Genomic DNA, 16,378 nt, shown 5'->3' on the forward strand with positions numbered 1-16,378 from the left:
TTGGTAGCCCTGCCTTTCGCAGGCCATGCCATCACCGGAGACCATCTTGAACATTTACCGCCCTGGCCGCCTGGCCATCGCCGTCCTGGCCGCGTTCGGCCTGGGCGCCTGCGCTTTCCCACCGTCTGCCCACGATAGCGGCGCCCGTCACTGGGTCGCCAGCTGGGGCACGTCCCAGATGTCTTACGGCCAAGCCGAAGCCATGCCGGCCGAGCTGTGGAAGGACGGCACCGTGCGCCAGGTCGTGCGCCTGTCGCTGGGCGGCAGCCAGGTCCGGGTCCGGATCAGCAATGCCTACGGCAGCGAGATGCTGGTCGTGAACGAGGCGAGCATCGCGCGCGCGGTGCGGTCTGGTTCATCCGAGGTGGTGGCGGGTTCGCTCCAGGGCCTGCGTTTCAACGGCAGCAGCGCGGTACGCATACCGGCGGGCGCCGAATACGTCAGCGATCCGGTCGACCTGGCGGCGGTGAGCGGCCTCGATATCGCGGTCACCATGCACCTGGCGAATGCGGCGGGCCAGCAGACCGGCCACGCCGGAGCGCGCACGACGACCTTCCTGGCGCCGGGCCGCCAGACCGCGGCCGCCAGCCTGGAGGGCGCGAAGACCGTCACCCGCTGGCACCAGCTGGCCGACATCGAAGTCAGCGCGGCGCCTGCTGCGCGGGCCGTGGTCGTGATCGGCGATTCGATCACCGACGGCTACGGCGCCACGACGGATGCCAACAACCGCTGGACCGATCACCTGGTGCAGCGCATCGCCCAGGACGGCAAGCGCCAGCTCGCCGTGATCAATGCCGGCATCGGCGGCGGCCGCCTGCTGCGCGAGGGCCTGGGCCCGAGCCTTGTCACACGCTTCGAGCGTGACGTCCTGGCGAGAAATGGCGTGAGCCATGCGGTCGTCTTCATCGGCGTCAACGACATCGGCGTGCTGCGCCGCTCGAAAGAGGACACGCCGCAGGCGATCGCGGCGATGCTGGAGGACTTGAAGCAGGCCCATTTGCAGATGATCGCGCGCGCCCATGCAAAAGGAATCTGCGTGATCGGCGCGACCATCACGCCGTTCATGGGCAGCGGCTACTATGCGCCGGCGCAGCACAACGAGGCGCTGCGCCAGGCGGTCAATGACTGGATGAGGAGCGAGAAGGCCTTCGACGGCGTGCTCGATTTCGACGGGGTGCTGCGTGACCCCGCGCGTCCGTCCTACCTTGCCAAGGACTATGACAGCGGCGACGGCCTGCATCCGTCGCATGCGGGGTATGCCGTGCTGGCAGCGGCAGTGCCGCTGCAGCAGTTCGACAGCTGCGCCTACAGCCGGCCGAGGTAGGGCCGTTCGCGGTACTCGAAATAATCGAAGTCGGCATGCAGCGCGGTGCCGGCCATGTCCTGGCAGGCCATGCCGACGAAGGCGCCCGTGAAGTTGGGCTGGCCGGGCGCGCTGGCCTCGTCCGACAGGATGCTGGCGTCGAACTGCTGCGGCAGCCACTGCCAGGGGCCGTCGTCCACGCGATAGCCGAACACCAGGCGTTCTTCATCGACCTCCACCCGCAGTTGCACCGGTACGCCGGCGGGGAGGGCGATCGGCGCCGTAAAGGCGTCCGCCTGCAAGTGGTTGGGCAGGCTGCTCATCACGCGCAGGTGCTTGCCGGTGTCGTCGTCGTGCGTGATGTACAGGTAGTGGAATTTGGAGGCGCCGTAGTAGCAGACCAGGCCAGCCTGCTGCTGGAAGTGTTCCGGCTCGAACTCGACCGAGGTCACCGCGCTGAAGCAGTGCGCCTGCTGTCGGCGCGCCACCAGCGCCTGGCGGAAGGTGCTGCCGAGGCTCTCGCGGCCGAACAGGCGTAGGTGGCCTGGCCGCGCCGTGAGGCTGAACAGTTCTTCCGGATACGGGGTGCGCAGCCACTGGAAATCGATCGGCAGCTCCGGCGCATCGAATTCGGCCCGTTCGGGCGCAGCCTTGAAACGGTGTTCGGGCATGCCGGGCGCCGGCACGTCCAGCTGCGGCATGCCTTCGCCATCGAGCGTGCGCAGCCAGCCGTCTTCTCCCCACACCACTTCCTGGATCGCGGTTTCGCGTCCCAGTGTGCAGGTGCCGCGGTTGCGCAGCGGCCGGCCGCACAGGTAGACCATATACGTGCGGCCATCCGGCGTGTCGACCAGGTCGGCGTGGCCGGCGCGCTGCAGCGCGGCGTCGGGCCGCGCACGGGTGGTCAGGACGTTGACGTCCGGATGCAGTTCGTACGGTCCGAGCAGCTCACGCGAGCGCGCCATGGTCACGCCATGGTTCCAGCCGGTGCCGCCTTCGGCGGTGAGCAGGTAGTAATAACCGTTGCGGCGGTACAGGTGCGGCGCTTCGGTCAATCCGTGTTCGGTGCCGGCGAAGATGTTCGTGCGTTTTCCAACCAGGCGCCGCTCCTCGACCGAATACTCCTGCAGCACGATGCCGGCGAAGCGCTTGCCGCCCGGGCGGTGGTCCCACAACTGGTTCAGGAAGTACTTGCGCCCGTCGTCGTCGTGGAACAGCGACGGATCGAAGCCGCTGCTGTTCATGTGGACCGGGTCGGACCACGGGCCGTCGATGCTCGGACTGGTGACCAGGTAGTTATGAAAGTCGCGCAGCGAGGCGCTGCCGCCGGCGCCGCCGGTCGAAGTGCGGCCATAGCGCTTGACGTCGGTGTAGATCAACCAGAACAGGCCATCGGCATACGTCAGGCACGGCGCCCACACGCCGCAGGAATCGGGGGCGCCGCGCATGTCGAGCTGGCTTGCGCGACTGAGCGGCCGGCCGGCCAGGCGCCAGTTGACCAGGTCGCGCGAGTGGTGGATCTGCACCCCCGGATACCATTCGAAGGTGGAGGTGGCGATGTAGTAGTCGTCGCCGACCCGCACGATGGACGGGTCGGGATTGAATCCGCGCAGGATCGGGTTGTGGATCATGTCTTTTGCATCGAAACAGGTTGGGGTTCCCGCACCAGGGTCCACAGCAGCACGGCGGCGATCAGGTCGAGCACCGCGAGGCTGACGAAGAAGGGCGTGTAGCCGACGCTGGCCAGCAGGGTGCCGATCAGCAGCGAGAAGATGAGCAGTCCAAGGTTGCCGAAGGTGCCGCACATGCCGGCCACGGTGGCGACCTCGTTGCGCCGGAACAGGTCGGACGACATGGTGATGACGGTGACCGACAGCGTCTGGTGGGCAAAGCCCGCAAGGCTGAGCAGGGCGATCGCGGCATAGGCATTGTCGACGTAGCCGACGAAGGCCACGCCCATCATCATGATGGCGCCGAGGGTGAACGCGCCGCGCCGGGCATTGATCAGGCGTACCCCGCGCTTTTGCAGGGCCAGCACCACCACCGGGCCGAACATGCAGCCCAGGTCGGCCGCCAGGAAGGGCAGCCAGGCGAACATGGCGATGTCCTTCAGCTAGAAGCCGCGCACCGTGGTCAGGTACAGCGGCACCCAGAACGCCAGCGTGCCCCAGGCCGGATCGGCCAGGAAGCGCGGCAGGGCGATGCCCCAGAAATTGCGTTTCTTGAGGATGCTGAGGACCGACGGCTTGGTGCCGTCGCCTGCCAGGTGGTCTTCCTGGCCGGCGGCGATGTGTTCGGCCTCGGCTTTCGACAAGAGGCGGTGGCGCTTTGGCGCGTCGTACAGCAGCAGCCAGGCGCACACCCACACCAGGCCCAGGGCGCCGGTGATCACGAAGGCCGATTGCCAGTTGTAGTGCAGGATGGCCCACACCACCAGCGGCGGGGCCAACATCGAGCCGAACGAGGCGCCGATATTGAACACGCCGCCCGCCAGGCCGCGCTCCTTGGCCGGGAACCATTCGGACACCGCTTTCATGCCGGCCGGGTTGGCCGAGCCTTCGGCGAAGCCGAGCAGGCCGCGCAGGATGGCCAGGGTCTGCCAGTTGGTGGCCATGCCGTGCGCCATGCAGATCAGCGACCAGGCGGTGGCGAAAATGGCGAAGCCATATTTGAGGCCGATCACGTCGAGCACGTAGCCGCACAGCGGCTGCAGCATGATCGCGCCCTGGAAGGCGGCCGTGATGTACGAGTACTCCTTGGCCGTGATGTCCAGCTCCGCCAGCAGGGTGGGGGCGGCCACCGCCAGCGAGCTGCGGGTCAGGTAGTTGACCACCGCACCCAGCATGATGAGGCTGATCATCCACCAGCGCAGCCCGCGGATGGTGCTGCCGCGGGTCCGGCCCAGGATCGCCGCGATCATCGGGTCTCCCTCATGGCTTCACCATGCTGGGACGCTTCGGATCGTAGGTGAAATCGGGCACCAGATAGCGCATCGCCATCGCATCGTCGCGCGCGCCGCCGGCCACCTTCTTGTAGAGTTCATGCGCCGCGTTGATCTGGTCCATGTCCGGCTCGATGCCCAGGCCCGGACGCTCCGGCACGGCGACCTGGCCGCCGACGATCTGCAATGGTTCCTTCGTTAGCCGTTCGCGGCCCTCCTGCCAGATCCAGTGGGTGTCGATCGCCGTGATCGTTCCCGGCGCCGCAGCCGCGCAATGGGTGAACATCGCCAGCGATACGTCGAAGTGGTTGTTCGAGTGCGAGCCCCAGGTCAGGCCCCAGTCGTGGCACAGCTGCGCCAGGCGCACCGAACCCTGCATGGTCCAGAAGTGCGGGTCGGCCAATGGGATGTCCACCGCGCCCAGCAGGTGCGAATGGGCCATCTGGCGCCAGTCGGTAGCGACCATATTGGTGGCGGTGCGAATGCCCGTGGCGCGCTTGAACTCGGCCATGATCTCGCGGCCCGAATAGCCGCCCTCGGGGCCGCACGGGTCTTCGGCATAGGCCAGCAAGTGGCCCTGGCCGCGGCAGGCGTCGATCGCCTCGCGTAGCGACCAGGCGCCGTTCGGATCGAGCGTCACGCCGGCGTCGGGGAAGCGGCGCTTGATCGCGGCGACGGCTTCCATCTCTTCCTCGGCGCGCATCACTCCGCCCTTGAGCTTGAAGTCCTTGAAACCATATTGCTCGACCGCCGCCGCGGCCATCTCGCCGATCGATTCGGCAGTGAGCGCTTCTTCGTTGCGGACCCGGTACCAGCCGTCGCGGCCGGCGTCGTCATCGTAACCGAGGTCGGTGCGGCCACGGTCGCCGATATAGAACAGATAGGCCAGCATCGGCACGTGGCTGCGCTGCTGGCCGTCGCCCAGCAGCTCGCACAGCGGTACGCCCATGAACTGGCCGAGCAGGTCGAGCAGGGCCGCCTCGACGGCCGTCACCACGTTCTCGAGGCGCAGGTTGATCTCGTGCGGCTGCTTCATCACCGCCGCTTCGGCGCTGGACGTGACCTGGTGGCTCACGCCCGAGATGGCGGCGCGCAGCCGGTTCAGGGTGCGGCGGTGGTGGGCGATCTCGGTGCCCTCCACCAGCGGCACTAGCTTTTGCAGGGCCAGCAGGATGCCGTTCGAGCCGGGCACCTCGCCCATGCCGGTGCGGCCGGCGCTGTCTTTCAACAGCACCAGGATGCGGGTGAAGTAGGGCGCATGCGCGCCGCACAGGTTGAGCAGCATGCTGTCGCGGCCGGCGACCGGGATCACCTGCATCTCCACGATGGTCGGGGTGGCGACGCGTTGAATCGGGTTCATCTATACATCTCCAGAATCATTCAGGCAAACAGGGTGACTCGCTCAAATCCCCGGGGCGTACGGGAAGCGGATCGACTTGTAGTATTCGAGCGACTGCGCGGGCTTGCGCACGCCGGCCGGCAGCGGCAGCCCGGACACGTCCTGGAAGTAGGCGAGGCTGGCGTCGCGCCACCATTGCGCCTCGACGTGCTGCTGGGCCAGGCGCTGCGCGGTATCCGCGAAGCGCTGGGCATCGACGAAGGGTTTCATGCGCTGCCACTCGGCCTGCATTGCCGCGGCTTCGGCCACGCCGTGGTCGTAGCGGGCCACCAGCTCTTCCCACAGCGTGCGGCCGGACGGCATCCGGTAATCCCACGGCAGGCGGTGGAACCAGAGCAGCAGCTCGGGCGGCGTCGTTTTCGGATCGGCGAAGCGGCGCGCCACCTCGGGCGCATACTGGGCCACGGCATTGCTGCCCTTGGCGGTGCGGTCGAAGCCGATGCCGTCGCGGCCAGCGCGGTGGTAATAGATCGGGTTCCAGTCGGCGCGTTCCAGGTTGTCGACCCAGGGCGCCGGGCCGTGGTGGTGGCTGCTGCCCATCACGTGGTTCAGGCCGAGCGGCGTCATGTAGTCGACCACGGCTTCGCGCGAACGCATCATCATGCTCACGACCGGATCCAGCAAGCGCTTGTCCGGGCTGAAGGTCTGGGCCGCCCACTCGCGTGCGATGACGCGGCTGTCCAGGCCCTGGTCCCAGGCCATGCGGCCATACATATACCAGTTGGCCTGGTCGAAGATCGAGCCGCTCCAGCTGCGGCTGCTGCCGATATTGGCCACGCCCGCGATGCCGCCGACGCGGCCCTGCTTGCCCTGGATGGTGTCGGCCACGGTCAGCTTGCGGCCCCCGATGCGGGTATCGAATTCCAGGGTCTCCTGGAACATGGGGCCGAGATAGGCCAGGTGGGTGGCGAAGCCCAGGTATTCCTTGGTGATCTGGAATTCCATGATCAGCGGCGTCTTCGGCATCGCGCCGAACATCGGGTGGGCCGGCTCGCGCGGCTGGAAGTCGATCGCGCCGTTCTTCACCTGCACCAGCACGTTGTCGTCGAACTTGCCGTCCAGCGGGATGAACTGGTCATAGCCCTCGACCGCGCGGTCATGCGCCTTGTCGGCCTTCGACTCCTCGGGCGAGGCGTACACGAAGGCGCGCCACATCACGATGCCCTTGTGCGGAGCCACGGCGCGCGCCAGCATATTGGCGCCGTCGGCGTGGTTGCGGCGATAGTCCTGCGGACCTGGCTGGCCTTCCGAATTGGCCTTGACCAGGAAGCCGCCGAAATCGGGAATGGTGCGGTAGATCTCGTCGGCCTTGTTCTTCCACCAGGCGGCGACTTCGGGGTCGAGCGGATCGGCCGTCTTCGTCTGCTTCATCTCGAGCGGGGTCGACCAGCGCACCGACAGGTAGACGCGGATGCCGTAGGGACGCAGCACGTCGGCGATGGCGGCGGCCTTGGCGATGAAGGGCGCGCCGAGCACCTCGGCCTTGGAGTTCACGTTGTTCAATACGGTGCCGTTGATGCCCAGCGAGGCATTGGCGCGCGCATAGTCGGTATAGCGCGGATCGATGATGTGCGGGAGTTCCCACCAGTTCCAGATCGACTCGCCGGCGTAGCCGCGCTCCACGCTGCGATCGAGGTTGTCCCAATGGTTCAGCACGCGCAGGGGCAGGGTGGGGCTGGAGGCCAGCGTCACCTGGTCGGCGCGGGTGCCGAGTTGCAGCTGGCGCAGCCAGGCGAAGCTGCCATACAGCAAGCCGGCGTCGGCATTGGCCGCGACCAGGGTGACGGCGACGCCGTTCAGCTTCGCGCGCCGTACCAGATAGCCTTCGTCGCCAAGCTTTTTCAACTCGTCGCGTACGGCGGACGCGGCATCCAGGCCGGTCGGCAGGTCGGCGCCGCGCGCCAGCACGATGGTATCGAGGCGCGCCTTGTCGACGATGCCGGGCGCCTTGCCCAGCATTCCCTCCAGGCCGCGTTGCAGCTCGGCGCGCGCCGCGCCCTTGGTGGGGCTGTCGGCGCCGAGCACCAGGATCGAATCGGGAACGTTGGCGCGCTGGGCGGCGGGGAGGGGTTGATAGCGCAACCACAGCTGGTAGCCGTCCTCTGCGGCGGCATGGGTCGGGATGCACAGTAGCATGCCGAAAAGAAACGCGGCCCAGAGCCGCCCGAAGAGTCGGTGCATTAGGTTGTCTCCATGTTTTTTTGAACCGGAATGTTTGTTTTGTATCATCCGGCTTCGAGAATGTTAGCGCGAACCTTTTCGTTTTGAAAGCGTTTTGTTTCTCCGCACACGGTGTGGAAGTGATTGACGGCGGTCCAGCAGCCGACTCCTCGGCAGAGCTTGATATGCATAACATTCGCGCTTTACCAACGTTCGGAATATTTTGTTGACAATCATTATTTTTGACCAGTAGACTGCGATGGTTGCGATAACATTCGTGTTAATAGAGATGTTCGTAACATGTGCTTGAAGTAAAAAAATAACGAGGAGATAAGCATGCAACAACGAGACGTCGCCGCACGTCCGGCCATGCCATCTGGCGGCCGCACACTTCACCCATCCATTCCAGTCGCGTGGTCGGCCTCGCCCGCCCCGCGCCGAGCGCATCCAGTCGGTTCGACCAACGTGACCTGCCGCTAGAGCGCGCCGGGAAGATCGCCCTGTTTGTCGTATGGGGCAGTCTTACCCACCCACCAGACAACCGTAGAAGGTTGCTTACTCAGCAGTAATTAGAAGTAGAAAAAACCATCAGGAGACATTGAATGACTCGCAATTCGAAGCAGCAGGGTGCAGCGCGCCGGCGCCAATGGGCGCTTGGCCTGACCGTCATGGCTGGCCTGGTTCACCAGGCGTATGCGCAGGACACCACCGCCACCACCACCACCGACGCCAACGCGCAGGCGAACGTGAACGTCGTGAAAGTCACCGGCTACCGCGGCAGCCTGCTGGCGTCCGCGCGCGACAAGAAGGAAGCCGTCGGCTTCCAGGACACCATCAGTTCGGAAGACATGGGTAAATTCCCGGACAAGAACATCGCGGAATCGCTCAGCCGCATTCCTGGCGTCCAGATTTCGCGCGACGTGACCGGCGAGGGCATGAACGTCCAGATCCGCGGCCTGGGCTCCAGCTTCACCAAAGTCCTGCTGAACAATGCGCAGATCGCGGTGGCGTCGTCCGGCCCGATCGATGGCGCCAGCACCAACCGCGAGATCGACCTCGACCTGCTGCCGACCGAACTGTTCACCAAGCTGACCGTCAGCAAGAGCCCGAACGCCTCGCAGCTCGAGGGTGGCGCCGCCGGCGTCGTCAACCTGCGCAGCGCACGCCCGTTCGACAAGGAAGGCACCTACGTCGTCTACAGCGCGACCGCGCAGAAGCAGGAAATCGCCAACGACGTCGGCGCACGCGGCTCGCTGCTGGCCAGCAAGACCTGGGGCGACAAATTCGGTATCCTCGGCGGCGTGTACTTCAACCGCCAGAAGGCGCGCACCACCGGCTACGAGACGGTCGGCCTGACCAATGCCAACCTGTCGGCCGCGCAGAACGGCCTGCCGTCGCGTAACAATACCGGCGGCGGCAACTGGACGATTCCCGCCACCGTGCCGGTCGGCGCGGGCGCGGGCCTCGTTCCAGGCACCCCGATCAACCAGGGCTTCCTGGAGGCCAACAACCCGGGCACGAGCATCACCGCGATCGACAATGCGCTGGTGCCTCGCCTCGGCCGCTACATGGAGTACTACGGCGACCGCGACAAGGCGTCGGCCATCATCAGCGCCGAATACCGTCCGACCGAGAACCTGCACTTCTACGTCGATACGCTGTACAGCGAAAAAGACGACGACATGCAGCGCATTGGCTACACCTGGGCAATGCGCAACGAGTTCGCCATCCCGCTCAACATGACGGTGGACCGCGCCGACTGCAACGCAGGCTGCACGGCGACCAGCGGCACCTTTGCCAACGCGCGTTCCTTCATTGAATACGGACCGCGCCGCGACAAGACCACGCTCAAGGGCATCAATCCCGGGATGACGTGGCAGATCGCCCCGACCTTGAAGCTCGAGGCGCAGGCCAACGCGACGAAGTCGGACTTCACCCACGAAGCGCCGACGGTCATGCCCATCACGCCGGCCGGCAGCGGCCTCGTGGCGACCTACGACGCCACCAACGGCGGCGTGCCGAGCATAACCTTCAACAAGGACCTGAATGACCCGTCGCAATACGTATGGGCGGGTGGTCGCGTCAATATCCAGAACGAGCTGCGCGAAACCAGCACCAAGGGCTTCCATACCGACCTGACCTGGGGCGACAACAAGCTGAACCTGAAGCTCGGCTACGCCTATGACGACATCGACCGCCGCATCCGCGGCCAGGACAACTCGGCCGCCTGGCAGGCAGCGGTGTGCGGCAACAATCCGAGCGTGTTCCTGCAGGGCCCCAACGGCGCTCCGGCCTGCGACGGCGCCAACACGCCTGGCGCGAGCGCAGCGGCGCTCTATCCCGGCTTCGGCACCGGCTACACCGCGGGACGCACCGACCAGCTGATCTACCAGGGCTCGCTGATCCCGGCCGACAAGCTGGCAAGCTACCTGGTGCCTGGCGAATACGGCCGCCTGGTCGTCGACTGGGACCGTTTCAGGAAGGATTCGAACTACGACTACTACAACTCGACGGCGCCGGATTCGACCAGTTCGTCGACCGGGGCGAGCGCGGGTTATATGCGCGAGAAAACCTCGGGCTTCTACACCGAGATCAATGGCTCGACCCTGCTCGCCAACATGCCGTTCCGGTATAACGCCGGCGTCCGGTATGTGCGCACCAAGCAGGAGGTCGGCTCGCTGAACTCGTTCGCCGACCCACGCAACGCTTCGCTCACGGCGAACGGTTCCAAGTACCCGAACGCGACCGAGTGGCAGTATGTGAACAACACCTACAACAACACGCTGCCATCCGGTACCGCCGCCCTGACGGTCGCCAACAACGTCATCGTGCGCGCCGCGGCATCGAAGAGCATGACCCGCGCCAATCCGAACTCGCTGCGTCCGGGCATCAACTTCAGCTCGGTGTCGGCCGACGTCGGCACGATCGGCAGCCCGGAACTGATGCCCTACATCTCGAAGAACCTGGACTTCGGCGTCGACTGGTACACCGGCGGCGAAGGCTATGTGAGCCTGACCGTGTTCCAGAAGAAGCTCAAGGGCTTCACGGTGATCGAGAACCGCACCTTGCCGTTCAGCGCGCTGGAGCAGTATGGCGTCACCTATGCCAACCTGATTCCGAACCAGCAGGCGGCGATCGACGCGCGCGGCGGTCCGGGCGCGGCGACCGTGGTGATGAGCCAGGAGCGCAATGCCGGCGGCATCCTGCGGATCCGCGGCCTGGAAATCGGCTGGGTCCAGCCGCTCGACAGGTTCTTGCCGATCAAGGGCTTCGGCTTCAGCGAAACCGCGACCCTGATCAACCAGTCGGCCAGCGGCGAAGGCACGAACGGCTTCGTGGCGCTGAACGTGCCGCGCAAGAGCAACAACTTCGGCGTCTACTACGAGAACCACGGCTTCATGGCGCGCTTCTCGCACACCTACCGCGAAGGCAGCCAGGCGGCCAACGGCGGCCAGAACGGCATCGCGGCGGCTGCCCTGTATGGCCGCGCCTACAAGCAGGCCGACTTCTCGTCGAGCGTGGATCTGGAGCAGGTGTTCGATCGTGAGAACTGGCCGACCATCACCTTCGATGTCGTCAACATCAACAAGGCCAAGCGGGACTCGTACTTCCAGTTCGAGAACGCGCAGTTCGGGTTCTACGATCCGGGCCGTACCTTCCAGCTGGGCCTGCGCGGCAAGTTCTGATCTGACGCTACCTGACCGGCCCGTCCTGGGCCTGCCATCCCTCGGCAGGCCCAGGAAACAGGCCATGATTGCGTTAACATTAATGTTAGAATCATGTCCGAAGGCTTCACCCCGAACCCTTTACTGCCGCCCCGAGGGGCGGCATCAGCAATCGAGGAACCCATGACTACCATCCAAGCCAATCCGCTTCCCGATGACCTCGACCGCGCGCTGCTGGTCGGCCGGGTCTGGCGCACCGGCGCCAACGAAGGTCCAGCCGTGGTCGCCGTGCGCGGCGGCCGCCTGGTCGACATCACCCGCCATGCGCCGACCGTGGCCGACCTGTTCGAACGCCGCGACCTGCTGGCCATCGCGGGCAGCGCCGAGGGCGAGGACCTTGGCGAGGTGCGCGCGCTGATGGACGCCGCGCTGCGCGGCGAGGCTGGCGAGAGCGGCATCCGCCTGCTGGCGCCATGCGACCTGCAGGCGATCAAGGCCGCTGGCGTGACGTTCGCCGTCAGCCTGCTGGAACGCGTGATCGAAGAGCAGGCCAAGGGCGACCCGTCGCGCGCCGAGGCCCTGCGCGCGCAGCTGCAGGCGACGATCGGCACCGACCTGTCGGACATCGTGCCGGGCTCCGAGGCGTCAACGCGCCTGAAGACCGAGCTGTCGGCGCGCGGCCTGTGGTCGCAGTACATGGAAGTGGGCATCGGCCCGGACGCCGAAGTCTTCACCAAGTCGCAGCCGATGTCGTCGGTCGGCCACGGCGCCGACATCGGCCTGCATCCGACCTCGCACTGGAACAATCCCGAACCCGAGATCGTGCTGGCGGTGAACAGCCGCGCCGAGATCGTCGGCGCCACCCTGGGCAACGACGTCAACCTGCGCGACATCGAAGGCCGCAGCGCCCTGTTGCTGGGCAAGGCCAAGGACAATAACGGCTCCTGCGCCATCGGCCCCTTCATCCGCCTGTTCGACGACACCTACTCGCTCGACACCCTGCGCGAGTGCGAGGTGAACATGCTGATCGAAGGCGTGGACGACGGCTTCATCCTGGAAGGCAGCAGCCGCATGCGCGAGATCAGCCGCGACCCGCTCGACCTGGTCGCCCAGACCTGCGGCGCGCACCACCAGTACCCGGACGGCTTCATGCTGTTCCTCGGCACGATGTTCTCGCCGATCAAGGACCGCGATGCCGCAGGCGGCGGCTTCACCCACCACCTGGGCGACAAGGTCGCCATCTCGACGCCATCGCTCGGCACCCTGGTCAATACCGTGCGACGCAGCGACGCGATCACGCCCTGGACCTTCGGCGTGCGCGCGCTGTACGCCAACCTGGCGCAGCGCGGCCTGCTGGTCCAGAAATAAAAAACTGCCTTTAATACGAAAAACCCCATGTCTGACATCAATCAACCAGCCTTTGTATACGCAAGTTATCCGGACCTGAACGGCAAGCGCGTCGTCATCACCGGCGGCGGCAGCGGCATCGGCGCCGAGCTGGTCACCGCCTTCGTCGGCCAGGGCGCCCGGGTCTGGTTCCTCGACATCGCCGAGGGCGCAGGACGCGCCCTGGCCGAGTCGCTGGCCAAATCGGTGGTCGACCCGACCCACGCACCACGCTTCATCCACTGCGACCTGACCGACCTCGATGCGCTCAAGCGCACCTTCGACGGCATCGTGCAGGAAGCCGGCGCCGTCGACATCCTGCTCAATAACGCGGCCAACGACGACCGTCACAGCATCGGCGACGTCACCCCGGCCTACTGGGAAAGCCGGATGAACGTCAACCTGCGCCACCAGTTCTTCTGTTCGCAGGCCGTCATTCCCGGCATGCGGGAGCAGGGCCACGGCGTGATCCAGAATTTCGGCTCGATCTCGTGGCACCTGCCGCATACCGAGCTGGCCCTGTACATGACGGCCAAGGCCGGAGTCGAGGGCATGACGCGCGCGATGGCGCGCGAGCTGGGACCGCACGGCATCCGCACCGTGGCGGTGATTCCCGGCGCGGTGCGCACCCCGCGGCAGGAAGCGCTGTGGCATACGCCGCACGAGGAAGCGCGCATCCTGAACGGCCAGTGCCTGCAGGAGCGCGTGGAGATGCAGGACGTGGCGGCGCTGTCGCTGTTCCTGGCCTCGAACAATGCGCGTCGCTGCAGCGGCCGCGAATACTTCGTCGACGCGGGCTGGTACGGCGCATGAACACCGCGCCGTACTGCCTGTGGGCGGTGGGCGCCACGCTTGGCGAAGGCGCGCTGTGGCATGGCGCGGCGGGCCAGGTGTGGTTCGTGGACATAAAGGGCCGGCGCCTGCATTGCTATGACACCCGGGACGGCGGCAAGCGCAGCTGGGACGCGCCGGGGCAGGTGAGCTTCGTGGTGCCGGTCGCGGGCGGCGGTTTCGTCTGCTCGCTGGAGGATGGCCTGTACCGCTTCCATGAGGCGAGCGGCGAATTTTCTCCCTTGCTGAAGGTCGAGGCCGACCAGCCGGGCAACCGCTTCAACGACGGCCACGTCGATGCCGCAGGCAATCTGTGGTTCGGTTCGATGGACGATGCCGAGGACCAGGCCACCGGCGCCCTGTACCGTTTCGACGGGCGCGAGGCGAGCCGCGTGGATGACGGCTACGTGATCACCAACGGCCCGGCCATCAGCCCCGACGGGCGCACGCTGTACCATACCGATACGCTGGCGCAGCGCATCTACGCCTTCGACCTGGGCGAGGACGGCCTGGTCGCGCGCAAGCGCCTGTTCACCGAATTGGCGGATGGCGGTTATCCGGACGGGATGGCGGTCGACCTTGACGGCTGCCTGTGGGTGGCCACCTTCGGCGGCTGGCGCATCGACCGCTTCGACCCGCAGGGACGCAAGGTGGGCGAGGTGCGCTTCCCGTGCGCCAACATCACCAAGCTGGCCTTCGGCGGCGACGACCTGCGCACCGTGTATGCTACGACCGCGCGCAAGGGCCTGTCCGCCGCCCAGCTCGAGGCGCAGCCGCTCGCGGGCGGGCTGTTCACCTTCCGCGCCGACGTGCCGGGACTGCCGCAGCACGCGCTGCGGCTGCAGGATCAACCATAGAATAATCGACCCAGTGAGCAACAATGTGAGCAACAACGTCAGCACTAATGTGAGCAATAAGGCCAAGCGTCGCTACCGGTCCCAGGACTGGTTCGACAATCCCGAGCGCATCGACATGACCGCGCTCTACCTCGAGCGCTTCATGAACTACGGGATCACGCCCGAGGAGTTGCGCTGCGGCAAGCCGATCATCGGCATCGCCCAGAGCGGCAGCGACATCACGCCTTGCAACCGCATCCACCTGGAGACCGTCAAGCGGGTGCGCGACGGCATCCGCGACGCCGGCGGCATTCCGATGGAATTCCCGCTGCATCCGATCTTCGAAAACTGCCGCCGCCCGACCGCGGCGCTGGACCGCAACCTGGCCTATCTGGGCCTGGTCGAGATCCTGCACGGCTATCCGATCGACGCCGTGGTGCTCACCACCGGCTGCGACAAGACCGTGCCGGCCCAGCTGATGGCCGCGGCCACGGTCGACATTCCCGCCATCGTGCTGTCGGGCGGACCGATGCTCGACGGCTGGTTCGAAGGAGAGCTGGTGGGCTCGGGCGCCGCCATCTGGAAGGCGCGCCGCCAGCTGGCGGCCGGCGCCATCGACGAGAAGAAGTTCGTCGACATCGCCACGGCGTCGGCGCCGTCCGCCGGCCACTGCAACACCATGGGCACGGCGTCCACGATGAATGCCGTGGCCGAGGCGCTCGGCATGTCGCTCACCGGCTGCTCGGCGATTCCCGCGCCTTACCGCGAGCGCGGCCAGATGGCCTACGAAACCGGCCGCCGCATCGTCGAACTGGCCAAGGACGACGTGCGTCCCTCGCAGATCATGACGCGTGAAGCCTTCCTGGATGCGATCGTGGTCAACGCCGCGATCGGCGGCTCGAGCAACGCCCAGCCGCACATCGTGGCCATGGCGCGCCATGCGGGCGTGGAGATCACGCCCGAGGACTGGATGGAATACGGCTACGACGTGCCGCTGCTGCTGAACATGCAGCCGGCCGGCAAATACCTGGGCGAGCGCTTCCACCGCGCCGGCGGCGTGCCGGCCGTGATGTGGGAGCTGGAACAGGCGGGCAAGCTGCGCTCGCAGCGTCCCACCGTCACCGGCAAGACCATGGCCGAGAACATCTACGACCGCGAGACCGACGACCGCGAGATGATCAAGCCGTTCGCCGAGCCGCTCAAGGAAACGGCGGGCTTCCTGGTCCTGAAGGGCAATCTGTTCGACTTCGCGATCATGAAGACCAGCGTGATCTCGCCGGCCTTCCGCGCGCGCTATCTCGCCAATCCGGGGCACGAGAACTGCTTCGAGTGCAAGGTGGTCGTGTTCGACGGCTCGGACGACTATCATCACCGGATCAACGATCCGAGCCTGGGCATCGACGAGTACACGATGCTGGTGATCCGCGGCGCGGGTCCGGTGGGTTGGCCCGGTTCGGCCGAGGTGGTCAATATGCAGCCACCCGACCACCTGATCAAGGAAGGCATCAACAACCTGCCGACCCTGGGCGACGGCCGCCAGTCGGGCACCTCGGACAGCCCGTCGATCCTGAACGCCTCGCCCGAGAGCGCGGCCGGCGGCAACCTGTCGCTGCTGCGCACGGGCGACGTGATCCGGGTCGACCTGAACCATGGCCGCTGCGACGTGCAGCTGTCGGACGAAGAGCTGGAAGCGCGCCGTAGCGACGCGCCGCCGGCGATCCCCGCCAGCCAGACCCCGTGGCAGGAAATCTACCGCGCCACGGTGGGCCAGCTGCACAAGGGCGCGTGCATGGAACTCGCCTTGCCGTATCGCGGCGTGGGGCATGATATGCCGCGCCACAACCACTGATCCAACCG

Annotated in this window: 11 protein-coding genes; 6 read left to right on the forward strand and 5 right to left on the reverse strand. The window is 66.3% G+C overall.

From position 1 onward, the window contains the following. Positions 1-46 precede the first annotated feature (46 nt). Positions 47-1,324 (forward strand): SGNH/GDSL hydrolase family protein, encoded by a 1,278-nt coding sequence (locus J3U95_RS07040; protein ID WP_208277912.1) that lies wholly within the window; start codon positions 47-49, stop codon positions 1,322-1,324. On the opposite strand, the gene J3U95_RS07045 is transcribed toward J3U95_RS07040, so the two are convergent. The 5 genes from J3U95_RS07045 to J3U95_RS07060 are packed head-to-tail and all read right to left on the reverse strand — an operon-like array spanning position 1,306 to position 7,824. Next, positions 1,306-2,934, reverse strand: coding sequence for a glycoside hydrolase family 43 protein (locus J3U95_RS07045; RefSeq protein ID WP_208277913.1), 1,629 nt, complete (start codon positions 2,932-2,934; stop codon positions 1,306-1,308). The genes J3U95_RS07040 and J3U95_RS07045 overlap by 19 nt on opposite strands. Next, positions 2,931-3,401 carry an MFS transporter gene (locus J3U95_RS28610; RefSeq protein WP_307728350.1) on the reverse strand — a complete coding sequence of 157 codons (471 nt, stop codon included), beginning with the start codon at positions 3,399-3,401 and terminating at the stop codon, positions 2,931-2,933. The genes J3U95_RS07045 and J3U95_RS28610 overlap by 4 nt, the downstream gene beginning before the upstream one ends. A 15-nt stretch (positions 3,402-3,416) precedes the next feature. Continuing rightward, positions 3,417-4,223 carry an MFS transporter gene (locus J3U95_RS28615; protein WP_307728351.1) on the reverse strand — a complete coding sequence of 269 codons (807 nt, stop codon included), beginning with the start codon at positions 4,221-4,223 and terminating at the stop codon, positions 3,417-3,419. Between the two features lie 10 nt (positions 4,224-4,233). Beyond that, complete coding sequence (locus J3U95_RS07055; RefSeq protein WP_208277914.1) at positions 4,234-5,604, reverse strand: enolase C-terminal domain-like protein; 1,371 nt, start codon at positions 5,602-5,604, stop codon at positions 4,234-4,236. Between the two features lie 42 nt (positions 5,605-5,646). Next, complete coding sequence (locus J3U95_RS07060) at positions 5,647-7,824, reverse strand: alpha-glucuronidase family glycosyl hydrolase (RefSeq protein WP_208277915.1); 2,178 nt, start codon at positions 7,822-7,824, stop codon at positions 5,647-5,649. Positions 7,825-8,405: 581 nt separating this feature from the next. Between J3U95_RS07060 and J3U95_RS07065 the strand changes: the two genes are divergently transcribed. The 5 genes from J3U95_RS07065 (at position 8,406) to J3U95_RS07085 (ending at position 16,370) form a co-directional block, all read left to right on the forward strand. Further along, positions 8,406-11,489 (forward strand): TonB-dependent receptor, encoded by a 3,084-nt coding sequence (locus J3U95_RS07065; protein WP_208277916.1) that lies wholly within the window; start codon positions 8,406-8,408, stop codon positions 11,487-11,489. A gap of 162 nt (positions 11,490-11,651) precedes the next feature. Continuing rightward, positions 11,652-12,836, forward strand: coding sequence for a fumarylacetoacetate hydrolase family protein (locus tag J3U95_RS07070; RefSeq protein ID WP_208277917.1), 1,185 nt, complete (start codon positions 11,652-11,654; stop codon positions 12,834-12,836). 27 nt (positions 12,837-12,863) lie between these two features. Beyond that, positions 12,864-13,667, forward strand: a complete 804-nt coding sequence (gene xylB, locus J3U95_RS07075; RefSeq protein WP_208277918.1) for a D-xylose 1-dehydrogenase — start codon at positions 12,864-12,866, stop codon at positions 13,665-13,667. Then, positions 13,664-14,542 carry an SMP-30/gluconolactonase/LRE family protein gene (locus tag J3U95_RS07080; protein WP_208277919.1) on the forward strand — a complete coding sequence of 293 codons (879 nt, stop codon included), beginning with the start codon at positions 13,664-13,666 and terminating at the stop codon, positions 14,540-14,542. Before xylB ends, J3U95_RS07080 begins: the two co-directional genes overlap by 4 nt. Positions 14,543-14,591: 49 nt before the next feature. Beyond that, positions 14,592-16,370 (forward strand): IlvD/Edd family dehydratase, encoded by a 1,779-nt coding sequence (locus J3U95_RS07085; RefSeq protein WP_208277920.1) that lies wholly within the window; start codon positions 14,592-14,594, stop codon positions 16,368-16,370. The last annotated feature ends 8 nt before the right edge of the window (positions 16,371-16,378 follow it).

Origin of the sequence: Massilia oculi (assembly GCF_017582745.1) — a bacterium.
Classification (GTDB): Bacteria; Pseudomonadota; Gammaproteobacteria; order Burkholderiales; family Burkholderiaceae_D; genus Telluria; species Telluria oculi_A.